This window comes from Streptomyces sp. NPDC059454, assembly GCF_042749965.1.
In the GTDB taxonomy this organism is placed as follows: Bacteria; Actinomycetota; Actinomycetes; order Streptomycetales; family Streptomycetaceae; genus Streptomyces.
In genome coordinates, this window is the sequence record NZ_JBHYVC010000051.1 from 1 (window position 1) to 21,426 (window position 21,426).

Annotated in this window: 22 protein-coding genes and 1 pseudogene; 14 read left to right on the forward strand and 9 right to left on the reverse strand. The window is 72.1% G+C overall.

The window, feature by feature from the left end:
* Positions 1–109 precede the first annotated feature (109 nt).
* The 5 genes and pseudogenes from ACFXAE_RS27220 to ACFXAE_RS27240 all read left to right on the forward strand — a co-directional run bounded on the left by ACFXAE_RS27220 (position 110) and on the right by ACFXAE_RS27240 (position 4,262).
* Positions 110–715, forward strand: coding sequence for a sulfite oxidase-like oxidoreductase (locus tag ACFXAE_RS27220; RefSeq protein ID WP_384719441.1), 606 nt, complete (start codon positions 110–112; stop codon positions 713–715).
* A 31-nt stretch (positions 716–746) separates the two neighbouring features.
* On the forward strand, positions 747–1,523 hold the full coding sequence (locus tag ACFXAE_RS27225; RefSeq protein ID WP_384719443.1) for a ferredoxin reductase: 777 nt from the start codon (positions 747–749) through the stop codon (positions 1,521–1,523).
* 163 nt (positions 1,524–1,686) lie between these two features.
* Positions 1,687–2,265, forward strand: a pseudogene (locus ACFXAE_RS27230) (hypothetical protein).
* Positions 2,266–2,428: 163 nt separating this feature from the next.
* Positions 2,429–3,397: an acetylxylan esterase gene (locus tag ACFXAE_RS27235; RefSeq protein WP_384719445.1), complete on the forward strand. Its 969-nt coding sequence runs from the start codon at positions 2,429–2,431 to the stop codon at positions 3,395–3,397.
* Positions 3,398–3,518: 121 nt separating this feature from the next.
* Positions 3,519–4,262: a GntR family transcriptional regulator gene (locus ACFXAE_RS27240; RefSeq protein WP_384719447.1), complete on the forward strand. Its 744-nt coding sequence runs from the start codon at positions 3,519–3,521 to the stop codon at positions 4,260–4,262.
* On the opposite strand, the gene ACFXAE_RS27245 is transcribed toward ACFXAE_RS27240, so the two are convergent.
* Entirely contained in the window at positions 4,259–4,981 is a 723-nt protein-coding gene (locus ACFXAE_RS27245; RefSeq protein ID WP_384719449.1) for a class I SAM-dependent methyltransferase, read from the reverse strand. The genes ACFXAE_RS27240 and ACFXAE_RS27245 overlap by 4 nt on opposite strands.
* Before the next feature lie 314 nt (positions 4,982–5,295).
* Here ACFXAE_RS27245 and rho point away from each other — a divergent pair, with 314 nt between their 5' ends.
* Both rho and ACFXAE_RS27255 read left to right on the forward strand, forming a co-directional pair.
* On the forward strand, positions 5,296–6,435 hold the full coding sequence (gene rho, locus ACFXAE_RS27250) for a transcription termination factor Rho (protein WP_384719451.1): 1,140 nt from the start codon (positions 5,296–5,298) through the stop codon (positions 6,433–6,435).
* A gap of 92 nt (positions 6,436–6,527) precedes the next feature.
* Positions 6,528–7,679, forward strand: a complete 1,152-nt coding sequence (locus tag ACFXAE_RS27255) for a D-alanyl-D-alanine carboxypeptidase family protein (RefSeq protein ID WP_384719453.1) — start codon at positions 6,528–6,530, stop codon at positions 7,677–7,679.
* Positions 7,680–7,818: 139 nt separating this feature from the next.
* On the opposite strand, the gene ACFXAE_RS27260 is transcribed toward ACFXAE_RS27255, so the two are convergent.
* Positions 7,819–8,835 carry an asparaginase gene (locus ACFXAE_RS27260; protein WP_384719455.1) on the reverse strand — a complete coding sequence of 339 codons (1,017 nt, stop codon included), beginning with the start codon at positions 8,833–8,835 and terminating at the stop codon, positions 7,819–7,821.
* A complete protein-coding gene (locus tag ACFXAE_RS27265; protein WP_384719542.1) occupies positions 8,835–9,509 on the reverse strand; it encodes a FadR/GntR family transcriptional regulator in 675 nt (224 codons plus the stop codon). The genes ACFXAE_RS27260 and ACFXAE_RS27265 overlap by 1 nt, the downstream gene beginning before the upstream one ends.
* A gap of 243 nt (positions 9,510–9,752) precedes the next feature.
* On the opposite strand from ACFXAE_RS27265, the gene ACFXAE_RS27270 reads away from it, so the two are divergent.
* Positions 9,753–10,799 (forward strand): fatty acid desaturase family protein, encoded by a 1,047-nt coding sequence (locus ACFXAE_RS27270; RefSeq protein ID WP_384719457.1) that lies wholly within the window; start codon positions 9,753–9,755, stop codon positions 10,797–10,799.
* On the opposite strand, the gene crcB (ACFXAE_RS27275) is transcribed toward ACFXAE_RS27270, so the two are convergent.
* The 6 genes from crcB (ACFXAE_RS27275) to ACFXAE_RS27300 form a co-directional block, all read right to left on the reverse strand.
* Positions 10,796–11,170 carry a fluoride efflux transporter CrcB gene (gene crcB, locus ACFXAE_RS27275; RefSeq protein ID WP_384719459.1) on the reverse strand — a complete coding sequence of 125 codons (375 nt, stop codon included), beginning with the start codon at positions 11,168–11,170 and terminating at the stop codon, positions 10,796–10,798. The genes ACFXAE_RS27270 and crcB (ACFXAE_RS27275) overlap by 4 nt on opposite strands.
* On the reverse strand, positions 11,167–11,514 hold the full coding sequence (locus ACFXAE_RS27280; RefSeq protein WP_384719461.1) for a DUF190 domain-containing protein: 348 nt from the start codon (positions 11,512–11,514) through the stop codon (positions 11,167–11,169). Before ACFXAE_RS27280 ends, crcB (ACFXAE_RS27275) begins: the two co-directional genes overlap by 4 nt.
* Positions 11,511–11,954 carry a fluoride efflux transporter CrcB gene (crcB, locus tag ACFXAE_RS27285; protein ID WP_384719463.1) on the reverse strand — a complete coding sequence of 148 codons (444 nt, stop codon included), beginning with the start codon at positions 11,952–11,954 and terminating at the stop codon, positions 11,511–11,513. Before crcB (ACFXAE_RS27285) ends, ACFXAE_RS27280 begins: the two co-directional genes overlap by 4 nt.
* Positions 11,955–12,029: 75 nt before the next feature.
* Positions 12,030–12,284, reverse strand: coding sequence for a helix-turn-helix domain-containing protein (locus ACFXAE_RS27290; protein WP_384719465.1), 255 nt, complete (start codon positions 12,282–12,284; stop codon positions 12,030–12,032).
* 166 nt (positions 12,285–12,450) lie between these two features.
* Positions 12,451–14,010: an arabinogalactan endo-beta-1,4-galactanase gene (locus ACFXAE_RS27295; RefSeq protein WP_384719467.1), complete on the reverse strand. Its 1,560-nt coding sequence runs from the start codon at positions 14,008–14,010 to the stop codon at positions 12,451–12,453.
* Between the two features lie 115 nt (positions 14,011–14,125).
* Entirely contained in the window at positions 14,126–16,147 is a 2,022-nt protein-coding gene (locus ACFXAE_RS27300; protein WP_384719469.1) for a beta-galactosidase, read from the reverse strand.
* A 184-nt stretch (positions 16,148–16,331) separates the two neighbouring features.
* On the opposite strand from ACFXAE_RS27300, the gene ACFXAE_RS27305 reads away from it, so the two are divergent.
* From ACFXAE_RS27305 to ACFXAE_RS27330, 6 genes are all read left to right on the forward strand, one after another.
* Entirely contained in the window at positions 16,332–17,651 is a 1,320-nt protein-coding gene (locus ACFXAE_RS27305) for an ABC transporter substrate-binding protein (RefSeq protein WP_384719471.1), read from the forward strand.
* Positions 17,648–18,574 (forward strand): carbohydrate ABC transporter permease, encoded by a 927-nt coding sequence (locus ACFXAE_RS27310; RefSeq protein WP_384719473.1) that lies wholly within the window; start codon positions 17,648–17,650, stop codon positions 18,572–18,574. Before ACFXAE_RS27305 ends, ACFXAE_RS27310 begins: the two co-directional genes overlap by 4 nt.
* Positions 18,571–19,464 (forward strand): carbohydrate ABC transporter permease, encoded by an 894-nt coding sequence (locus ACFXAE_RS27315; RefSeq protein WP_384719475.1) that lies wholly within the window; start codon positions 18,571–18,573, stop codon positions 19,462–19,464. The genes ACFXAE_RS27310 and ACFXAE_RS27315 overlap by 4 nt, the downstream gene beginning before the upstream one ends.
* A complete protein-coding gene (locus ACFXAE_RS27320) occupies positions 19,461–20,492 on the forward strand; it encodes a LacI family DNA-binding transcriptional regulator (RefSeq protein ID WP_384719477.1) in 1,032 nt (343 codons plus the stop codon). The genes ACFXAE_RS27315 and ACFXAE_RS27320 overlap by 4 nt, the downstream gene beginning before the upstream one ends.
* Before the next feature lie 117 nt (positions 20,493–20,609).
* Entirely contained in the window at positions 20,610–20,960 is a 351-nt protein-coding gene (locus ACFXAE_RS27325) for a VOC family protein (protein ID WP_384719479.1), read from the forward strand.
* 71 nt (positions 20,961–21,031) lie between these two features.
* Positions 21,032–21,421 (forward strand): MarR family winged helix-turn-helix transcriptional regulator, encoded by a 390-nt coding sequence (locus ACFXAE_RS27330; protein WP_384719481.1) that lies wholly within the window; start codon positions 21,032–21,034, stop codon positions 21,419–21,421.
* Positions 21,422–21,426: the final 5 nt, after the last annotated feature.

Genomic DNA, 21,426 nt, shown 5'->3' on the forward strand with positions numbered 1-21,426 from the left:
GTCCGGGCCGGGGGGCCTCCACCGGCCTGGCGCCGCATCGGTCGCGGACACCACGTACGGTTGAACACGGAAACACTTGAGCACCAGTCGCAACGGAATCGCCGATCACGTGAACATCACCCGAGGCTTCACCGGCCGCCCTCGCGTGCACAACCCCGGACTGCCGCCGGGGCAGTACGACGCGGGCGACGAATGGCCCGTCCTGTCCGCCGAGGTGACTCCCGACCTCGCGCCCGCCGACTGGACCTTCCGGATCGACGGACTGGTGGCGGAGCCCCGCACCTGGGACTGGGAGCAGGCGCACGCGCTGCCGGCCTCGGCGTACGAGGGGGCCATCCACTGTGTGACGAGCTGGTCGAAGTTCGGGGTGCGGTTCGGGGGCGTCTCGCTGGACGCGTTTCTCCATATGGTCCGACCCCATGGGTCGGCCACACATGTGGTCGCGTATGCGCACACCGGCTACACCACCAGCCTGCCGCTCGCGGATGTGACCGGCGGCCGGGCCTGGATCGCCTGGGAGTACGACGGCCGGCCGCTGCCTCCCGAGCACGGCGGCCCGGCGCGGCTGATCGTGCCGCATCTGTACTTCTGGAAGAGCGCCAAGTGGATCGCGGGGCTACAACTCCTCGACCACGACGAGCCGGGTTTCTGGGAGGGCAACGGCTACCACGCGCGCGGCAATCCCTGGGAGGAGCAGAGGTACGCCGGTGACTGAGCGGACGACACCGATGACACGGGTGACACAGATGGCGCGGACGTCGCCGGCCGCGCCGGAGCGCTTCGCTCCGCCGACGCGGTTCGCGGTGCCCGGGCGGATCGGCGTGAGCGAGCAGACCGCGTCCGTGTGGCGGACGGCGACCCTGACGGAGATCCGCCGCGAGACCCCGCGGGTGAAGACCTTCCGGTTCGCCGTGCCCGGCTGGCCGGGGCATGTGCCCGGTCAGCACCTGCTGCTGCGGCTGACCGCCAAGGACGGCTATGTGGCCCAGCGCCACTACTCGATCGCGTCGGCGCCGGACGGCTCCGGGCACATCGAGCTGACCCTGGACCGAGTCGAGGGCGGCGAGGTCTCGGGCTGGTTCCACACCGTGGCCCGCCCCGGTGACCGGATCGAGGTGCGCGGCCCGCTCAGCGGCTTCTTCGCCTGGCCGGGCGACCGACCCGCACTGCTGGTGGGCGCCGGCTCCGGCGTGGTCCCGCTGATGTCGATGGTGCGGTACCACCGGACCCGGGACATGAGACTGCCGTTGCGCCTGCTGGTGTCGGCCCGCAGCCCCGAGGAGCTGATCTACGCGCGGGAGCTCCACGCGGAGACGACTCGGGTGTTCACGCGCAGTGCCCCCGAAGGTGTGCCCGTGGGACGTATGACGGCCGCACATGTGGCGCCGTTCCTGGCCAAGCAGCCTCCCAGTGGGTGGGAGGCCTATGTGTGCGGCTCCAACTCCTTTGCTGAGCACGCCTCCAGGCTGCTCGTGGCGGCCGGCCAGCCCGTGGAGCGCATCCGTATCGAGCGCTTCGGCTGACCGGGACGTCCCCGCCGGGACACCCGCCGTTTCGCACGGCCCCGGCCGGGTGCCCGGCCGGGGCTGTGCCGTGGGTGCCGCGCGCCGCGGAGGGACGCCGGGGGACGCCATCGCGTACGGCCCCGTCCATGCCCCGGCCGCGGTGACGGCAGGGGGGTCCGACATGCGAGCGCGGATGCTGTGCCGGCGTCGGCGCAGTCCGCTGTGCCGACGCTCGGACGTCGTCGAGGAGTGAACGGTGCCGGCCGTCGCCGTGCTGCTGTGTGTGGCGGCACCGCTGGTGGGATGGTCACCGCACGGTGGGCGCACGGTGAGGCGAGGGGGGCGCCGAGGAGCAGCACGCCGATCGCCACCGCGTGCGCGCCGAGGTGGTGGAGCGGTCCACGCAGGCGCGGCACGCGGCCCGGACCGGCGGTCGGCACGTGTTCCGCGCGGACGTGCGCTGGACGGAGCCGGGTGAGGGCCCGCGCACCGCCGTCGCCCGCGTCCCGGCGAACGCGCGCCCCGGCGATGTGGTGCACGTGTGGTTCGACTCCCGTGGGCGCGATGCGCCGCCCCCGGTCGACGACGCCTCGGTGTGGCAGTACGGCATCGGCATCGGGGCCGGCGCCGCGGGGGCACCGCGGCCGTGGTGCTGCTCGCGCACCGGGCGGTGCGCGGGGCGACGATGCGCCGCAGGCTGGCGGAGTGGGAACGGGCCTGGGCCCGTACCGGACCGGAGCGGACGCACCGCGGCGTCTGAGCCGGCGGCCCCATCCTGTCGGCCGGCTCCCTCGGAGACTCTCGACAGCAATCGCTTTCCATGCCTGCTACCTGGCGCTTTTCCCGGAGCCTCTGGCAATGGCGCCGGTGATCCACGTACGGTGTCATCGCTTCGCACTGTCTCTTCACGAAGGCGGTCCCTGATGGCCCTGTTCGACCTCCCCCTCGACGAGCTGCGCGCGTACCGCAGCGCGTCCACCGCGCCCGAGGACTTCGACGCGTTCTGGTCCAAGACGCTCGAGGAGGCACGCGCGTACGACCTGGACGCCCGTTTCCAGCCGGTCGACACGGAACTGTCCACGGTGCGGGTCTTCGACGTGACGTTCGCCGGGTTCGGCGGTCACCCCGTCAAGGGCTGGCTGACGCTGCCCGCCGACGCCGACGCCCCGCTGCCGCTGGTGGTGGAGTTCATCGGCTACGGCGGTGGCCGCGGACTGCCGCACGAGCACCTGCTGTGGGCGTCCACGGGCCGGGCCCACTTCGTGATGGACACCCGGGGCCAGGGCAGCGCCTGGGGTGCCGGCGGCGGTACGGCGGACCCGGTGGGCGGCGCTCCGGCATACCCCGGTTTCATGACGCGCGGCATCGACGCGCCCGAGAACTACTACTACCGCCGGGTGTTCACGGACGCCGTACGGGCGGTGGAGGCGGCGCGGTCGCACCCGCTGACCGACGCGAACCGTACGGTCGCCGTGGGCGCCAGTCAGGGCGGGGGCATCGCCATAGCGGTGGGCGGGCTGGTCCCGGACCTGGCCGGCGTCGCGCCGGACGTGCCGTTCCTCTGCGACTTCCCCCGCGCGACGACGCTCACCGACCGGCAGCCGTACCGGGAGATCGGCCTCTACCTCAAGACGCACCGCGGCCGTTTCGAGGACGCCCTGCGCACGCTGTCCTACTTCGACGGCGTGCACTTCGCCGCCCGCGGCAGTGCGCCCGCCCTGTTCTCGGCGGCCCTGGAGGACCAGACCTGCCCGCCCTCGACGGTGTTCGGGGCCTTCAACGCCTGGGCGCACGACGACAAGGCGATCGAGGTGTACGACTTCAACGACCACGAGGGCGGCGGCGCCTTCCAGGAGGCGGCCAAGCTGCGCTGGATGCGCTCGCGCGGCTGAGGGACCGCACGGTTCCGGCCGAACTGCCGGACCGCCCTTCCCTGGTGGTGTAGACCAATGCTAGATGTGGTGGCGCAACGAGCCCGCACGGCTACGGACCGTCACCAACAGGAGGCGCGGCATGGCCCGCACCACCCCGCACGACCACTCACCCACCGAGGGGGAGCCCCTCTACCGGAGGATCGCGACGGAGTTGCTCGGCGAACTGCGCGTCGGGAACATTCCGCCCGGCGAACGCCTCCCCGGCGAGCGGCGGCTGGCCGAGCACTTCGAGGTCAGCAGGGAGACCGTACGGCAGGCGCTGCAGGTGCTGCGCCGTGACGGACTGCTCGCCACCGACCGGCGGGGCAGCCATGCCACGCTGCCCGGCCCGCCGGTGGAGACACCGGCCGCGTCCGGCTTCCCGCTCGGCGCACGGTGCGCCGGCCGGGACGCGGCGGCCAGGGCCACCGTCACCTGGGAGGCTCCGCCGCCCGGGCACGCCGAGGTACTGGGAGTGGCCCCGGCCCGGCCGACGCTGGTGCACCGCTACTGGTCCGCGTCGGCCGACGGGCGGGAACTGCGGACGGCGGTGACATCGTTTTCCGCCGTGGCGCTCGCGGAGGTCGAGGAGCTGGGCCGCTACCGCGACCGGGCCGACGGCACCGGCGCGGCGGAGCTGCGGCGGGCCTACGACTGGATGCGCCGGGCGGGCCTGACCCTGCATCACCGCGACACCATCACGCCGGTCGCGGGAACGCCGTCGGTCCGGGTCACCCGGCGGGTGCACGACCAGTACGCCCGCCCGCTGGAGATCACCGAGCTCGTCATGGACGCCCAGGAGGACGCCCTGGTCTACGAGTTCACGGTGCCGGCCGCCCGCTAGGTCCGCACGGCGACGGCCAGCCGGACCTTCGGGCTGCCGTCCCGGCGTCGCCCGAACTCGGGCAGGGCCTGGAACTCCACCCGGAAGCCGGCACGGGTCAGTTCGCGCCGCATGTCGCCGAAGCGGAAGGTGCGGTAGTACATGACGAACGGCGGGCGCCACACGGCGTTGCGCACCCGCATCACGGCGTCGAACCCCAGCAGCATCCCGTAGGTGAGGGAGCCCGGCCGGGGCGGCGCGACCACGGGGAAGACGAAGCGTCCGCCCGGCCGCAGCACCGAGTGGACCTGCGCGAACAGCTCCGGCACCTCACGGGGCAGGAAGTGCCCGAACGCGCCGAAGCTGACCACGAGGTCGAACACCGGCCCGAACGGCAGCGCCCGCGCGTCCGCCCGCACCCAGCCGACCGGCGGCCCCGGCGGCCGGGTGCGCCCCCGCGCGACGGACAGCATGCCGGTGCTGAAGTCCACGCCCGTGACGCTCTTCCGGCACACCTGGCTCAGCACCTCCACGCCCGCGCCGGTGCCGCAGCACAGATCGAGGCCGGTGCCGAAGGGCCCGGTCCGCCGCAGTGCCGAGGCGGTGGCGTCGAGCACCGAGTCGGGCGTACGGAAGGGGGTGTGGTCGAACTTCGGCGCGAGGAGGTCGTATCCGCGCTCGACGGACGACAGTGCCTGAACGGCGAGTTCACGCAGGCGGGGGCCTTCGGGGCTGAACATCGGATCAGCCTAGAGGAGCACCCGGGCACACAGCGCTCTTACACACCACCGCATCCAATGGTAGAGTGCAGGCAGCACATGTTGTACGCCCTTGTTCGGGCGTCGGTGCCAGTTCGTTTTCTCTTCGGTCCGCTGATCCGCCCGTCGTCACCGACCGGCGCACGGCCTTCCCGCACCACCTCGTCGGCAGGGTCTCTTCCCGCCGTGACCAGGTGCTGCTCTCCGCCGTCCGGAGGCGCGTGTCCGTCCTCCCCGTGCGGTTCTCCCCTTCCCCCTCGCATGTTCCCGCCCGTCGTCCGCGAAAGGACCGGCCCATGACCACCACCACACTCGACCACCCTCCCGTACGGCAGCAGCCCCAGCTCGTCACCGGTGTCCTGGACATCGACGCGGCCGGGAAGGGGCATCTGCGCGCCGAGAACTGCCTGCCCTCCCCCTCCGACCCGTCCGTCTCCCCCGCGCTGCTGCGCCGCCACGGCCTGCGCAAGGGCGACCTCGTGGAGGGCGTGCGCGGCGACCGGCGCGCCCTGACCGAGGTCGCCCGCGTCGGCGGCCGTACACCCGACGCGCTGCGCGGCCGGCGGCACTTCCATGACCTGACGCCGCTTCACCCGCACCGGCGGCTGCGCCTGGAGCACCCGGCGTCCGGACCGGCCGGGCGGGTCGTCGATCTGCTCGCGCCGGTCGGCAAGGGGCAGCGCGGGCTGCTGGTGGCGCCGCCCAAGACCGGCAAGACCGTCCTCCTCCAGCAGCTCGCGGCGGCCGTCGCCGGAAACCACCCCGAGTGCCGGCTGATGGTGGTGCTGCTCGACGAACGCCCCGAGGAGGTCACCGACATGCGGCGCTCGGTGCGCGGCAAGGTGTACGCCTCGACCTTCGACCGGCCCGCCAAGGAGCACATCGCGCTCGCCGAGCTGGTGATCGAGCGGGCCAAGCGGCTCGTCGAGGCCGGGGAAGACGTCGTCGTGCTTCTTGACTCGCTGACCCGGCTGTGCCGGGCGTACAACAACGCGGCCGCGTCCGGTGGCCGCACCCTCAGCGGCGGCGTCGACGCCTCCGCGCTGCTCGGGCCCAAGCGGTTCTTCGGCGCCGCCCGTCAGGCCGAGGAGGGCGGCTCGCTCACGATTCTCGCCTCGGCCCTGGTGGAGACCGGTTCCCGGGCCGACGAGTTCTATTTCGAGGAGCTCAAGAGCACCGGCAACATGGAGCTCCGGTTGAGCCGCGAGGCCGCCGCGCGCCGGCTGTTCCCCGCCGTCGACATCACAGGATCGGGCACTCGCCGCGAGGAACTGCTGCTCCCTCCGGCCGAGTTGACCACCGCACGGGGTCTGCGGCGCGCGCTGCGCTCGCGGGACGGACTGGCCGATCTGGAGACACTGCTGGGCCGGATGCGTGAGACCCCCGACAACGCGACGTTCCTGCGTCGCGTCCAGCCGACCCTGCCGGGCGGCTGACACGGCGTCGGCGTGTGGCATCCGGGTGCTCGCGGGCGGCCCCCGGCCGGGGCAGCGCGGTGTTCCGGGGAGTCCATTCCTACGTTTGCGGTATGACTATCGGATTTACTTCGCGGGCTGCCGTATCGGCCTGTGTGCTCTGTGCGGCGGGCCTGCCGGCGGCGGGGCCCGCCGCGGCGATCGCCGGCGTGGATCCCGGGCCGCGGGCGGCGGCCGCGGCGCTGCTGTACCGGCCCGGCACGCACGTCCGCCCGCGCCCGGGGGCGCCCGAGGTCCCGGATCCGTCCGCCCTGTCGTGGCTGGTGGCCGACGCCCGCACGGGCGACGTACTGGCGGCGCACGACGCGCACCGCCGGCTGCCGCCGGCCAGCACCATCAAGACACTGTTCGCGCTCACCGTGCTGCCGGCCCTGCCGGCCGGCATCCGGCACCGGGTCGGCGCGAAGGAACTGGCGGGCATCGGCCCCGGCAGCAGCCTCGTCGGAGTCGCCGAGGACCGTACGTACCGGGTGTCCGACCTGTGGAACGGGGTCTTCCTCAGTTCCGGCAACGACGCCGTGCGCGTGCTGGCCGCGCTCAGCGGGGGCTGGCAGGCCGCGGCCGAGCGGATGCAGGCCAAGGCCCGCGCCCTGGGCGCCCGGGACACCCGGGTCACGTCGCCCGACGGCTACGACGCGCCCGGCCAGGTGTCGTCGGCCTACGACCTGGCGGTGTTCGGCCGCGCCGGGCTGCACAACCGCGAGTTCGCCCGGTACTGCGCCCGGCACGAGGCACGGTTCCCGGCCCGCGACGGCGGCTCCTACGGGATCGTGAACACCAACCGGCTGCTCACCGGCGCGGACGGCGTCGAACCCTACCGGGGACTGATCGGCATCAAGAACGGCTACACCGGCGACGCCGGTCACACCCTCGTGGCCGCGGCGCGCCGGGACGGCCACACCCTCGTGGTGACGGTCATGAACCCCCGGTCGGGCGACGGCCACGCGGTGTACGAGGAGGCCCGCACCCTGCTGGACTGGGGCTTCGAGGCAGCCGGACAAGTGAACCCGGTGGGCTCCCTGGACGCCCTGCGGCCCGCCCCGCCGCGCGGCCCGGAGGCGGAGTCCGCCACGGCTTCGGCACCGAGGAGGACCGACACCCCGGCCCACCCGCTGACCTGGCCCATCGCCGCGGCCGCCCTTCTGGGCGCCGCGAGCGTGTCACTGTACCTACGCCTCAGATGGGGCCCGGTACCGACGAACTGACGGCAAGACGGCGCCCCGAAAGGGGCGCGGGGCCGTATGCGGCATGCGGCCCCGCCGCATCCCGCATACGGCCCCCTGACGGCCCGCGGCAGAACCCGGACCGCGACCGCCCCGAAAGGGGCGCGGGGCACTGCGCACATCACGCCCGGGACGGCGCACCCACCCGTTCCAACGCCCGCACCGGACGCACTTCCCCCACCGGCCGCCCGCCGCCGAGCAGCGCCTCTCCCCCGAACTCCGCGAGCAACGACGGATCCACACCCGCGCGAGCGAGCCCCGCCGCGGCCACGGGAACACGCGCCCGCCCCGCCCCGTCGGCGATCTTCACGGCAACCGCACGCCCGTCCGGCAGCGCGGCGACCTGCACGCCCTCGAATCCGTCCTTGGCGAGCAGCCCGGGAACCGCCCGCATCAGCGCGGCCACGTCCCGGCCCGCTCCGGAGGCCATCTCCACGTGCTCACGCATCGCGTCGGCGACGCGCGCCTGAGGGGTGCCGGACGCGGCGGTGGTGATCCGCGCGGCGGCACGGGCGAGACCGTGCAGGGAGACCGCGAACAAGGGCGCGCCGCAGCCGTCGACGGTGACCGCGGCCACGCGCCGGCCGGTGAGGTCTTCGACGGTCTCGGCGATCGCCTGCTGGAGGGGGTGGGCGGGGTCGAGGTAGTCGTCGAGTGACCAGCCGTTCAGCTTGGCCGTGCAGAGCATGGCGGCGTGCTTGCCGGAGCAGTTCTGCGCGAGCCGGGACGGCGGGCGGCCCTCGCGCACCCAGGTGTCCCGGACGACCGGGTCGAACGGCAGGTCGGGGACGTTGCGGAGGTCGTCCTCCGTCAGCCCGGCGAGTTCGAGGATGCGCCGGGTGCCGGCGAGGTGGCGTTCCTCACCGGAGTGGCTGGCCGCGGCGAGCGACAGCAGTGCGCCGTCGAGCGGGAGCCCCGCGCGGACCATCGCCACCGCCTGGACGGGCTTGAGCGCGGAGCGCGGATAGCAGGCGGCCTCGATGTCGCCGAGCTGGAAGCCGACCTCGCCGCCGGGGCCGAGGACGACGACGGAGCCGTAGTGGACGCCTTCGACGACCCCGCCGCGTATCAGGTGGGCGACGGGGGCGTGGAGGGGCTCGCGGATCGGGGGCGCGTCCGCGGGGAGACTGCTGTACATCACACTGCCTGGTGGGAGTCGTGGGCCGGCGTGCGCGCGGAGCGCACGATGTCGGTGAGGGTCGTCTCGACGCGGTCGAGGTGGTGGGTCATGGCGTCGACCGCGTCGCGTTCGGAACTGTCGGTGAGTGCCTCGACGATCGCCCGGTGCTCGCGGTCGGACTGTTCGCGGCGGCCGCCGAGTTCGTTGAGGAAGGCGGACTGGCGGGCCAGCGCGTCCCGGATCTCCTCGATGACCCGGCGGAACACCGGGTTCTGGGCGGCCTCGGCCACGGTGAGGTGGAAAAGGGTGTCCATGGCGACCCACGTCGTGGTGTCGGTCTCCCGCTCCATCCGGTCCAGCAGATGGCTCAGCCGGTCCAGGTTCTCCGGGGTGCGGCGCCGGGCGGCGTATCCGGCGACCGGGATCTCGATGTGCCGGCGCACCTCGAGGAGGTCGCCGGCCGTGTAGTCGCCGAAGGTGGGGTCCTCGACGGCGTCGGCGACGACGAAGGTGCCCTTGCCGCTCCTGGACACGGTCAGGCCCATGGTCTGCAGGGCCCGCAGCGCCTCGCGCAGCACGGGCCGGGAGACCTCGAGGGTGCGGCACAGCTCCGCCTCGGAGGGCAGCTTGTCGCCGATCGTGTACTCGCCGCGCTCGATGGCGCCGCGGAGGTGGGAGAGCACCGCTTCCATCGCGCTGACGCGCCGCGGACCCGCACCACCTGTCTGGCTGTCTGACAGGTTCACGAGGCCGATGGTCCGGGGCGGCGCGGGCACTGTCAAGCGGAGGACGAGGCGGCGGGCCGCGCAACGGGCCGAAGCCGAAGGCGGCGCCAGGGGTGGGGACAGCCACACCCCCGTCAGGGGGTCGTCATCATTCCCCTCCGGGGGCCAACATCATTCCGCGCCGGGGAAATCGTTCACATACTCAAGCACATGGCCAATCCCACGATACTCAGTGATGTCCCGGGCACGCGTGAACGCGAAAAGGGGAGCGACTTCTCCGAATTGTCACGGCGCATGGCCGAGGCGGGGCTTCTGCGGCGCCGCCCGCTGTATTACACGGTGCGCTTCGGAGCCGTGGCACTCGCGCTCGCGGGCGGTGTCACCGCGTTTCTCATCCTGGGTGACAGTTGGAGCCAGCTGATCGTCGCCGCCGCTCTGGCCGTGGTGTTCGGGCAGCTCGGACTGGCCGCGCACGACCTGGCCCACCGTCAGGTGTTCTCCCGCCGTCGCCCCAGTGAGATCGGCGGGCTGCTGGTGGCCGATGTGCTGCTGGGCATGAGCTACGGCTGGTGGATGAGCAAGCACACGCGCCATCACGCGAACCCCAACCATGAGAAGAAGGACCCGGATGTCGCCCCCGACATCATTGTGTGGTCTCGGCGTCAGGCGAAACAGGCCAAGGGGCCCGCGCGATTCATCGGAAAGCACCAGGCGGCCCTTTTCCTTCCGCTGCTGACCCTTGAGGGCCTCAATCTGAGTTTCAGCAGCTTCAAGGCCCTGCGCGGTCCGTCGATGAAACGGCCGGTGCTGGAGGGCACCCTGCTCGTCGCCCATTTCGCCGTGTACTTCGGCGGGCTGTTCCTGGTCCTCTCCCCCGGCAAGGCGCTCGCGTTCATCGCCGTGCACCAGGGTCTGTTCGGGATCTACCTCGGATCCGTGTTCGCCCCCAACCACAAGGGCATGCCGATGATCGAGGAGGGCACCGAGCCGGACTTTCTGCGCCGCCAGGTCCTCACCTCCCGCAATGTCGACGGCGGTGTGTTCGTCGACGCCTTCATGGGCGGGCTGAACCACCAGATCGAGCACCATCTGTTCCCCAGCATGCCGACGCCGGCCCTCGGCAGGGCCCAGGTCATCACCGAGCGCTACTGCGCCGAGCTGGGCATCCCGTACCGCCGGACGGGGCTGCTCGCCTCGTACCGTGAGGCATTGCGTCACCTCAGGCAGGTCGGGGAGCCGCTGCGCGGGAAGCGCTAACCCCACACGGCGTGGGCGAGGGCCGCGCCGGTGAGGGCCGCGCCCAGGCCGGCGGCCACGCTCGCCGCCACGTTCACGGCGGCGTAGCCGCGGGCGCCGCCCTCGGCCAGGCGGAGCGTCTCGTAGGAGAAGGTGGAGTAGGTGGTCAGGGCGCCGCACAGGCCCGTCCCGAGGAGCAGCTGGAGGCGGGAGTCCGCCGCGCCCGCGGCCGCCGCGCCGGTGAGCAGGCCGAGGACCAGGCTGCCGGTGACGTTGACCGTGAAGGTTCCCCAGGGGAACACGGAGTCGTGCCGGGACTGCACCGCGCGGTCGGTGAGATAGCGCAGCGGAGCGCCGACCATGGCGCCCAGCACCACGTACAGCCAGTTCACCGCGGCTCCTCACGGCGCACGTGCCGGACGGCCTCGCAGCGGTCGAGGAGGACCAGTCCGCCGGTGACGAGCGTGTCGAGTTCCGGCAGGAAGGCTCGTACGCGCTCCTCCGTGTCGACCACGACGACCGCCACCGGCAGGTCCTCGCTGAGGGACAGCAGCCGGGAGGTGTGCACGACGGAGGAGGCACCGAAGCCCTCGACGCCGCGGAAGACACTGGCTCCCGCGAGCCCGGCCGCACGGGCCCGGTGGACGATCTCCGAGGAGAGGGGCCGGTGGTGCCACATGTCGTTCTCGCCGACGTACACGGTCAGACGGAGGACGGTGCCGGTCAGCCGTGTCATGGCTGCCTCCTGATCAGGACGCGGCGGGTCGCCGAGGCGGCCGTCCACACGGCGGCGAGCGCCGCGAGCGGGGTCACCGCGAGGTACACGAGTCCGGTGCCCGGCCTGCCGCCGTCGAACAGGTCACGGACGTCGACGGCGTACGTCGAGAAGGTGGTGAAACCGCCGAGGACGCCGGTGCCGAAGAACGGGCGCAGGAGGGGGTGGGCGGTGCGGATCTCGGTGATGATCACCATGAACACGCCGATGACGGCGCAGCCGGCGACATTGACCCAGAGGATCGTCCAGGGGAACCCGTGCGGCGGTGTCGGCCACCCCAGGGACGCCGCGTACCGGGCCGCCGCGCCCGCTCCCCCGCCGAGCGCGACCACGGCGACGACGGGGGCCTGGGCGCGGACGGCGGGGTGGACCCGAAGGCTCTCGGTTTCCGGGGCTGTCACCGTCGTACGTCTCCCACTCGCTCCGGATCAGCGTAACGCCCCGGAACGCGACGGGTCACGTCGCGGCCGTGGGCGCTACCAGCCCTTCTCGAACAGCCGCGTCACCTCGGCGATCCGCGCCTCGTCGCGCCGGTAGCGCACACGCCCGGCACAGCGGCCGGTGCGCAGCAGGCCGAGGGCCGTGAGCAGCCGCAGGTGGGTGAGGGCGGCCGGGCGGGACAGGCCGAGCCGTGCGGCGACGGCCTCCGCGGTCAGGCCGTCGGCCGCCTCCTGTTCCCGCAGCAGCGTCAGGATGCGCAGCCGTGTCCCGTCGACGGGGGTCCTCAGCATCTCGTCACACCTCCGCGCCGGGCCTCGCGCTCCGGAGCCCTTCCACTCTGCCGTGCGCCAGGGCTCCGTGTCCCGGGCTGGAGGCACCTTGTCCGGGAGTCAACGGGCCTGTGCGAAAAGGTCGTTCGGCCCCGCCCCGCCGGCCGGCGGGGCGGGGCCGGCGGGCTCACCGGTGGCGGAACCAGGCCATCGCGGGCAGCGCGCGGTCGTCGTAGCCGAACAGCGCCTGGTTCTCCCAGCCGTTGCCGGAGGACGGGTCGGCGGGGTCCCAGCCGTTGCCGCCGCGGGCGGTCCAGGTGGCCTCCCAGTAGAAGACGCCGAGGCCGCGGCCGTTCGGGACGGCCTCCACGATGCTCGCCACGTCGTTCATCCATCGGGTCTGCCCGGCGGTGGACGCCGGGTAGCCGGGGACGAGTTCGCCGTCGAGGTCGATGATGTTCTCGAGGCCGTCCTCGCTGTCCAGCCGGAACGGGTAGGCCGTCTCGGCGACGAAGACGGGCCTGCCGTAGCGGCCGGCCGCGTCGTCCAGGGTCGTCTGGAAGTCGTGCAGCGTGCCGTGCCAGTAGCCGTAGTACGACAGGCCGATGGCGTCGAACTTCACGCCGTGGGAGACCGCGTTGTCGAACCACCAGCGGGTGCCGTCGAGGTCACCGCCTTCAGCGAGGTGCAGCGCGGCGACGGTGGACGGGCTGGCCGCCTTGACCGCGTCGTACCCGGAGTTGAGCAGTCCGGCGAGCTGGGACCAGTTGTCGGTGGAGCCCTCGCTCCACAGCATGCCCCCGTTGATCTCGTTGCCCACCTGCACCATGTCGGCGGTGGTGCCCTGCGCCTTGAGGGCGTTCAGCACGTCGTACGTGTGGTCGTAGACGTCCTTCTTCAGCTGCCCGTAGCCGTGTCCGGCCCAGGCGGCGGGCTTGTTCTGCTTGCCCGGGTCGGCCCAGGCGTCCGAGTAGTGGAAGTCGACCAGCAGCTTCATGCCCTGCGCCTTGACGCGCTTGGCCATGGCGAGGACGTGGGCCTTGTCGTTGTAGCCGTCGGCCGGGTTCACCCAGACCTTCAGGCGGGCGTAGTTCATGCCGGCGGACTTCAGGATCGCGACCGGGTCGCCTGCGGTGCCGGACGCGGTCCGGTAGACCCCGCCCTTGGCCTCGCTCTTGGGCAGGGAGGAGATGTCGGCGCCCTTGACCGGCAGGCCCGAGGTGCCGCGGGTGAAGGTCAGGTCGTCGACGTTGATCCAGTTGCCGCCGTTCGCGTCGCTGTTGACGCTGACGGTGCACTGGTTGCCGGTCACCCGGACCGGCACGACGATCCGTATCCAGCCGGAGTCGGACACCGGCAGATCGGTGCGCTGCTCGGCGCCGCCGCAGTTCTTCAGGGCGAGGTACGCCGCGTTCTGCCCGCCGCCGGAGCGGACCCAGGCGGTGAGCCTGTAGTCGCCGCCGGCCAGGCCCGACAGGTACTGGTAGGTCTCCACCTTGTAGGCCGAGGAGGACCAGTGGGACAGGCGGTGGCCGCCGTCGCGGCCGCCGGACTCGGTGTACGAGGCGGCCGTGTCGCCGTACTCGGACCAGCCGGCCGGGGTGGCTGCGCCCGAACCGCCGGTCTCGAAGCCGCCGTTGGTGAGGGTGCTCGCGGCCGTCGCGGTCTGGGCGGGCAGGGTGGTGAGGGCGAGCCCGGCCACGAGCGGCGGCAGCAGGGTGCGGAGTGTGCGTCTGGGATGGAACATGGGCGTTCGTCGTCCCTTCGACGTGGGGAGAGGGGTGCCCCGCACCCCGGGAGAGGGGTGCGGGCCCCCTCCGCCCGCGGCCGGTGCGCTCACGCGGGCGGAGGGGAGTCGCGGCTCAGCCGTCGAGTCGTACGACCCGGACGGCTCCGGCCGGGACCGCGAGGCGGCCCGCGGCGCGTTCACCGGTCAGCAGCTCGGTGCCGGGGGTGTCCAGCGGCACCTTGGCGTCGGTGGCGGTGTGGTTGATCGCGAACAGGAAGGTGCCCGACTCGCCCGCGCGGCGCACCACTTCGACGTCGCGGGGCAGGTCGGCGCGCGGGGCGATAGAGGTGTCCTCGACGGCCCGGCCGAGCAGGGTGGCGAGGTCCTCGGCGCCGAGCCGGGTGGAGACGTACCAGGCGGTGCCCTCGCCGAGGCGGTGCCGGGTGACGGCCGGGCGCCCTCCGGTCAGGCCGTCGGCGTACGTCCACACCGTCTCGGCACCCCGCGGCACCACGAACTCCGTCCACACGTCGCCGTCGAGCTCGGAGCCGTCGGGGCCGGTCAGACGGACCCGCTCGCCCCGGAGCAGGGGGGAGAACTCCTCGACGGTCAGGCCGAGGACGTCGCGCAGGGCGCCCGGGTAGGGGCCCTCGTGCACGGCGTCGTGCTCGTCGACGATGCCGGAGAAGTACGACACCACGAGGGTGCCGCCGTTCTCGACGTACTCCCTGAGGTTGTTCCCCGCCGTCTCCGTCATCAGGTACAGGGCCGGTACGACGACAAGGGGATACGGCGACAAGTCGGCTTCGGGGTGGGCGAAGTCGACGGTGAGGTGGTGGTCGTAGAGGGCCTCGTACCAGGCGTCGGCGCGTTCGCGGGCGTCGTGGTCCTCGCTGGGGTGCCAGTCGAGGTTCTGCGCCCACCAGGACTGCCAGTCCCACAGCACGGCGGCGTCGGCCTCGGTGCGGGTGCCCCGGACCGGCGCCAGCGACCGGACGGACGCGCCGAGTTCGGTCACCTCGCGGAAGACGCGGGTCCCGGTGCCGCCGTGCGGCAGCATCGCGGAGTGGAACTTCTCGGCGCCGCGCCGGGACTGGCGCCACTGGAAGAACATCGCGCCCTCGGAGCCGCGGGCCACGTGGGCGAGGGAGTTGCGGGCCATCTGGCCGGGGGCCTTGGCGGGGTTGCGGGGCTGCCAGTTGACGCCCGAGGTGGAGTGCTCGAGCAGCAGCCAGGGGGCGCCGCCGGCGACGGAGCGGGTGAGGTCGGCGGCCATGGCGAGGTTGACGTGGGTGCGGCGGCCGTCGGTGATCAGATAGTGGTCGTTGGTGACGAGGTCCACCTCGCGGCCCCAGGCCCAGTAGTCGACGGAGTCGCACTGGCTGAGGGCGGTCATGAAGTTGGTGGTGACCGGGACGCCGGGTGAGAGGCGGTGCAGGATGTCCCGCTCGGCCGTGAAGTTCTCGCGCATGGTGGCGTCGGCGAACCGCCGGTAGTCCAGTGCCTGGGCCGGATTGCCGACCGTCGCGGTCCGGCGCGGCGGGTTGATCTCGTCGAGGCCGGTGTAGTGCTGGCCCCAGAACGCGGTCCCCCAGGCCTCGTTGACGGCGTCGACGGTGCCGTACTCCCGCTCCAGCCAGCGGCGGAAGTGGGCGGCGCAGGAGTCGCAGTAGCAGGCGGAGACGGGGACGCCGTACTCGTTGTGGACGTGCCACAGGGCGAGCGCGGGGTGGTCTCCGTAGCGCTCGGCGAGCTTGGTGGTGATGTTCGCGGCGGCGGCGCGGTAGTCGGCGTTGCTGTGGCAGATGGCGCCGCGGGAGCCGAACTCCAGGCGCACGCCGTCCTCGGTGACGGGCAGCGCGTCGGGATGGGCGCGGTAGAACCAGGCGGGCGGCACCACGGTGGGCGTGCCGAGGTCGACGCGGACGCCGGCTCCGTGCAGCAGATCCAGGTTGCGGTCGAGCCAGCCGAAGTCGTACACGCCGGGCGATGGCTCCAGCAGGGCCCAGGAGAAGATCCCGACGCTCACCATGGTGACGCCGGCCTCGCGCATCAGCCGGACGTCCTCGTCCCAGACGCTTTCCGGCCACTGCTCGGGGTTGTAGTCCCCACCGAAGGCGAGCCCGGTGAGGCCCCTGGGGGTGGTCTCCGGCATGGATTCTCTCCCGATGTGTCGATCTTTTGGGAACGTGCACACACATTTTCGGCGGTGCGAGGCCAACATAACCGCACAGCAACAACCATTGACAAGTGTCCGGGATGTTTCTCTACTGTGAACGCTCACAGAAGCATGGCAGGTTCTCGCAGCAGGCGAGGACCCCAGGTCAGGGGAGAGTTCCATGCCGTACACGAAGCGCCGTCGCCTCGTGAGTTCCGCCGTCGCCGTCGCGCTCGGCGCCACCGCACTCGCCGCCTGCGGCTCGTCGTCCGACGACGACGGCGCACAGTCGGGTCCGGTCTCACTGACGTACTGGACCTGGACCCCCGGCATGGACAAGGTCGTCGACCTGTGGAACAAGGGGCCGGGCGAGAAGGAGCAGATCACCGTCACGGTGAAGAAGCAGGCGTCCGGCGACACGCTGGTCACCAAGATCCTCACCGCGCACAAGGCCGGCAAGGCGCCCGACCTGGTGCAGGCGGAGTACCAGGCGCTGCCCACGCTGGTCAGCAATGACGCGCTCGCCGACATAGCGGACGGCGTGGGCGACGCGAAGAGCAAGTTCGCCGAGGGCGTCTGGCAGCAGACCACGCTCGGCACGGACGCCGTCTACGCGGTCCCGCAGGACATCGGGCCGATGATGTTCTACTACCGCGAGGACCTGTTCAAGGAGTACGGACTCACCGTCCCGGCCACCTGGGAGGAGTTCGCCGAGACCGCGCGCACGCTGAAGAAGGCGGCCCCCGGCAAGGACCTGACCACCTTCTCCGCCAACGACTCCGGCCTGTTCGCGGGCCTCGCCCAGCAGGCCGGCGCCCGGTGGTGGACCACCTCCGGCGACAAGTGGAAGGTCGGCATCAACGACGCGGCGACGAAGAAGGTCGCCGAGTTCTGGGGCGGCCTGGTCGAGGAGGGCGCCGTCGACAACCAGCCGATGTACACCCCGGCCTGGAACAAGGCGCTCAACACCGGCAAGCAGATCGCGTGGGTGAGCGCGGTGTGGGCGCCGGGCACGCTGACCACGGCCGCGCCCGACACCAAGGGCAAGTGGGCGATGGCCCCGCTCCCCCAGTGGGGTGACGACGAGAGCCGCACCGGCAGCTGGGGCGGTTCCTCCACCGGTGTCACCACCGACTCGAAGAACAAGGAGGCCGCCGCGAAGTTCGCCACCTGGCTGAACACCGACGGCGACGCGCTGAACGCGCTGGCGAAGGAGGGCGGCATCTACCCGGCCTCCACCTCGGCCCAGCTCAGCGGCGCCTTCATGAGCCCGCCCGAGTACTTCGCCAACCAGCCCGACTTCTACAAGAAGGCCGCCGCGATCGCGGAGACCACCGCGCCGTCCGCCTGGGGGCCGAACGTCAACGTCGCCTACACGACGTTCAAGGACGCCTTCGGCGCCGCCGCGAAGAACAAGTCGGACTTCACCGCCGCCCTGGACACCATGCAGCAGGACACGGTCGCCGACCTGAAGAAGCAGGGCTTCGGGGTCGCGGAGTGAAGTCCCCGGCCCGTCGGACGTCGTACGGGGTCAAGGGGGCCCCGTACGCGTTCCTCGCCCCCGCCGTCCTCCTGTTCCTCCTGTTCTTCGCGCTGCCCATCGGTTACGCCGTCTGGCTCAGCTTCCGCAAGGTGCGGGTGTCCGGCCTCGGGCTGGGGGCCGGTGCCCGCGAGGAGGTCTGGGCCGGCCCGGAGAACTACACCGGCGCCCTGTCCGACAGCGAGCTGCTGGACGGCGCGCTGCGCGTGCTCGGTTACGGCTGCATCGTGGTGCCGGTCATGCTGGGCCTGGCGCTGCTGTTCGCGCTGATGCTCGACTCCGAGAAGGTGCGGCTCGCCCCCTTCACCCGGCTCGCGATCTTCCTGCCGTACGCCGTTCCCGGGGTGGTGGCGGCCCTGCTGTGGGGCTTCCTGTACCTGCCGGACGTGAGCCCGTTCTACTTCGTGCTCGACAGGTTCGGCCTGCCGCAGCCGGACCTGCTGGACGGCGGGCCGCTGTATCTGGCGCTGTCGAACATCGCGGTCTGGGGCGGCACCGGCTTCAACATGATCGTCATCTACACCGCGCTGCGGGCCATCCCCGCCGAGGTGTACGAGGCGGCCAAGCTGGACGGCGCCACACCGCTGCAGATCGCGCTGCGGATCAAGATCCCGATGGTGGCGCCCTCGCTGGTGCTGACCTTCTTCTTCTCGATCATCGCGACACTCCAGGTGTTCAGCGAACCGACCGTCCTCAAGCCGCTCACCAACTCCGTCTCCACCACCTGGAGTCCGCTGATGAAGGTGTACCAGGACGCCTTCGGCAACGGCGACATCCACGCGGCCGCCGCCCAGGCGACCCTCATCGCGCTCGCCACCCTGGTGCTGTCCTTCGGGTTCCTGCGGGCCGCGAACCGGCGCAACAAGCAGGAGGCCGCACGATGAGCTCCCTCGCCCTGCACAAGGCCGAGCCCACGGCCGGCACCGTCCGTGGCCCGGCGCGCCCCCGCCGGACCGCGCTGGTCCCGACCGTGACGCTGCTGCTCGGCGCGCTGTACTGCCTGCTGCCGGTCGCCTGGGTGGTCATCGCGTCCACCAAGTCCGGCTCGGAACTGTTCTCCACCTTCACGTTCTGGCCGGGCACCGGCCTCGCCGACAACCTCTCCGACCTCAGCGCCTACCGCGACGGCGTCTACTGGCAGTGGATGGGCAACTCCGCCCTGTACGCCGTGCTGGGCGCGCTGCTGTCGACGTGCGTGTCGGCGGTCAGCGGCTACGCGCTGGCGGTCTACCGCTTCCGGGGCCGCGAGACGCTGTTCAACGTACTGCTCGCGGGCGTGCTGATGCCGCCGGTGATCCTCGCCATCCCGCAGTACCTGCTGCTGGCGAAGGCGGACCTCACGGACTCCTACCTGTCGGTGCTGCTGCCGCAGATCCTCTCCCCGTACGGCGTCTACCTCGCGCGGATCTACGCCGCGGCCGCGGTGCCGGCGGACGTGGTGGAGGCCGGGCGGATGGATGGCGCGGGCGAGTGGCGGATCTTCTCCCGGGTCGCGCTGCCGATGATGGTGCCCGGACTGGTGACGGTCTTCCTGTTCCAGTTCGTGGCGATCTGGAACAACTTCCTGCTGCCGTACATCATGCTCAGCGACGACGAGAAGTTCCCGATCACCCTCGGTCTGCACACCCTGCTCGAACAGGGCGCCAACACCCCGGCGCTGTACACCCTGGTGATCACGGGCGCGTTCCTCGCGGTGTTCCCGCTGGTCGCGCTGTTCCTGGTCGTCCAGCGGTTCTGGAGTCTGGATCTGCTCTCCGGGGCCGTAAAGTCATGACCATGGGCAACACGGGGGGCAGGCGCAAGCCGCCGACGATCCACGACGTGGCGCGCGAGGCCGGTGTCTCGCGCGGCACCGTCTCGCGGGTGCTCAACGGCGGCCACTACGTCAGCCCCACCGCCGCGGAGGCGGTGAACTCCGCGATCCGCAAGACGGGTTACGTCGTCAACCGGCACGCCCGCTCGCTGATCACCGGGCGGTCGGATTCCGTGGGCTTCCTGCTCACGGAGCCCCAGGAGCGGTTCTTCGAGGACCCCAACTTCAATGTGCTGCTGCGTGGTTGCACACAGGCGCTGGCCGCGCACGACGTCCCGCTGCTGCTGATGCTGGCCGGCACGGACGACGAACGGCGGCGCATCACGCGGTACATCACCGCCGGACATGTCGACGGGGTGCTGCTGGTGTCCAGCCACTCCGGTGACCCGGTGGCGGAGGAGCTGCGGGCGGCGGGGGTGCCGCTGGTCGCGTGCGGCAAGCCGATCGGGCTGGGTTCGAAGGTGAGTTACGTGGCCGCCGACGACCGGGACGGCGCCCGGGACATGGTGCGGCACCTGCTGGCGCTGGGCCGGCGCCGGATCGGCGTGGTGACCGGTCCGCTGGACACCCCGGGCGGTGTGGAGCGCCTGGCCGGTTACCGGGAGGTGCTCGCCGAGGCGGGCGTCGAGGCCGACGAGCGGCTCGTCGTCTCCGGCGACTACAGCCGGGCCAGCGGTGAGGCGGGCGCCGAGCGGCTGCTGGCGCGGGCCCCGGACGTGGACGCGGTGTTCGTCGCGTCCGACCTGATGGCGCAGGGCGTGCTCACCGCGCTGCACCGGGCGGGGCGCCGGGTGCCCGAGGACGTCGCGGTCGGCGGTTTCGACGACTCCCCCGCGGCCGTCGCCGCGAGCCCGGAGCTCACCACGATCCGCCAGCCGTGGGACCGCATCAGCACGGAGATGGTACGGGTGCTGCTGGCGCAGATCGGCGGCGAGGACCCGGCGGCGGTGATCCTGCCGACGGAGCTGGTGAAGCGGAACTCGACGTAGGCCCTCCGGACGGGCCGGGCGGTCAGGATCGGAGAAGCCGTACGGCGCTCTCCCGGCCTAGCGTGGGAGGACCGGCGCACCCGAGGGCGCCGGGTCCGTTTCGAGGAGGAGTACGTCATGACCCACGGCCTGAAGACGATCGTCTACCCCGTGCAGGATCTCGGCCCGGCGAAGGCGCTGTTCCGGGCCCTGCTCGGGGTGGAACCGTACGCGGACGAGCCGTACTACGCCGGTTTCCGGACCGGCACGCACGAGATCGGCCTCGACCCGCACGGTCACGCCAAGGGCATGACCGGACCGGTTCCCTACTGGACCGTGACCGACATCAGGCGGACGCTCGCCGAGCTGGTGGAGGCGGGTGCGAAGCCCCTGCAGGACGTGCAGGACGTCGGCGGGGGCACGCTGATCGCGTCCGTGCAGGACCCGGACGGCAATCCCGTCGGCCTGTTCCAGGACGCGCCCGTCTGACCTGCCACGGAGGGCGCGAGGGGATGTCACCGCGCGTTCATTGAATATCGAACGAGTGTTACCGTTCGAGTATGGCAGCGAAGACGGCCGACGCGCGGCTCGAGGAACGGTGGCGTGACATCCTCGCGGTCCACGCGCGCACCCTGGGCGAGATCGACCGGGCGCTGCACCCGTACGGTCTGGGCGCCTCCGACTTCGAGGTGCTCGATCTGCTCGCGGCCACCCCGCCCCCGGGCGGCGAGCAGTGCCGGGTGCAGAACCTGGTGGGCCGGGTCCACCTCAGTCAGAGCGCGCTGTCCCGCCTCATCGCCCGCCTGGAGAAGGACGGCCTGGTGGAGCGCAGCATGTGCCTGGAGGACCGGCGCGGCGTGTATGTCCAGCTCACGCCGAAGGGCCGCGAGCTGCACGCCGAGGCGCTGCCGGTGCAGCGCGCGGCCCTGGCCCGCACACTGGGCGAGTAGCGCGC

What these genes read in the sequence shown, in the direction of transcription:
- rho (WP_384719451.1), top strand. Translation starts at nt 5,296, where the DNA reads ATGACCACCACCACACTCGACCACCCTCCCGTACGGCAGCAGCCCCAG.
- ACFXAE_RS27235 (WP_384719445.1), top strand. Translation starts at nt 2,429, where the DNA reads ATGGCCCTGTTCGACCTCCCCCTCGACGAGCTGCGCGCGTACCGCAGC.
- ACFXAE_RS27265 (WP_384719542.1), bottom strand. Translation starts at nt 9,509, where the DNA reads ATGGAAGCGGTGCTCTCCCACCTCCGCGGCGCCATCGAGCGCGGCGAG.
- ACFXAE_RS27290 (WP_384719465.1), bottom strand. Translation starts at nt 12,284, where the DNA reads ATGCTGAGGACCCCCGTCGACGGGACACGGCTGCGCATCCTGACGCTG.
- ACFXAE_RS27255 (WP_384719453.1), top strand. Translation starts at nt 6,528, where the DNA reads ATGACTATCGGATTTACTTCGCGGGCTGCCGTATCGGCCTGTGTGCTC.
- ACFXAE_RS27325 (WP_384719479.1), top strand. Translation starts at nt 20,610, where the DNA reads ATGACCCACGGCCTGAAGACGATCGTCTACCCCGTGCAGGATCTCGGC.
- ACFXAE_RS27315 (WP_384719475.1), top strand. Translation starts at nt 18,571, where the DNA reads ATGAGCTCCCTCGCCCTGCACAAGGCCGAGCCCACGGCCGGCACCGTC.
- ACFXAE_RS27330 (WP_384719481.1), top strand. Translation starts at nt 21,032, where the DNA reads ATGGCAGCGAAGACGGCCGACGCGCGGCTCGAGGAACGGTGGCGTGAC.
- ACFXAE_RS27300 (WP_384719469.1), bottom strand. Translation starts at nt 16,147, where the DNA reads ATGCCGGAGACCACCCCCAGGGGCCTCACCGGGCTCGCCTTCGGTGGG.
- ACFXAE_RS27305 (WP_384719471.1), top strand. Translation starts at nt 16,332, where the DNA reads ATGCCGTACACGAAGCGCCGTCGCCTCGTGAGTTCCGCCGTCGCCGTC.
- ACFXAE_RS27245 (WP_384719449.1), bottom strand. Translation starts at nt 4,981, where the DNA reads ATGTTCAGCCCCGAAGGCCCCCGCCTGCGTGAACTCGCCGTTCAGGCA.
- ACFXAE_RS27225 (WP_384719443.1), top strand. Translation starts at nt 747, where the DNA reads ATGGCGCGGACGTCGCCGGCCGCGCCGGAGCGCTTCGCTCCGCCGACG.
- ACFXAE_RS27295 (WP_384719467.1), bottom strand. Translation starts at nt 14,010, where the DNA reads ATGTTCCATCCCAGACGCACACTCCGCACCCTGCTGCCGCCGCTCGTG.
- ACFXAE_RS27280 (WP_384719461.1), bottom strand. Translation starts at nt 11,514, where the DNA reads ATGACACGGCTGACCGGCACCGTCCTCCGTCTGACCGTGTACGTCGGC.
- ACFXAE_RS27270 (WP_384719457.1), top strand. Translation starts at nt 9,753, where the DNA reads ATGGCCAATCCCACGATACTCAGTGATGTCCCGGGCACGCGTGAACGC.
- ACFXAE_RS27260 (WP_384719455.1), bottom strand. Translation starts at nt 8,835, where the DNA reads ATGTACAGCAGTCTCCCCGCGGACGCGCCCCCGATCCGCGAGCCCCTC.
- ACFXAE_RS27320 (WP_384719477.1), top strand. Translation starts at nt 19,461, where the DNA reads ATGACCATGGGCAACACGGGGGGCAGGCGCAAGCCGCCGACGATCCAC.
- ACFXAE_RS27240 (WP_384719447.1), top strand. Translation starts at nt 3,519, where the DNA reads ATGGCCCGCACCACCCCGCACGACCACTCACCCACCGAGGGGGAGCCC.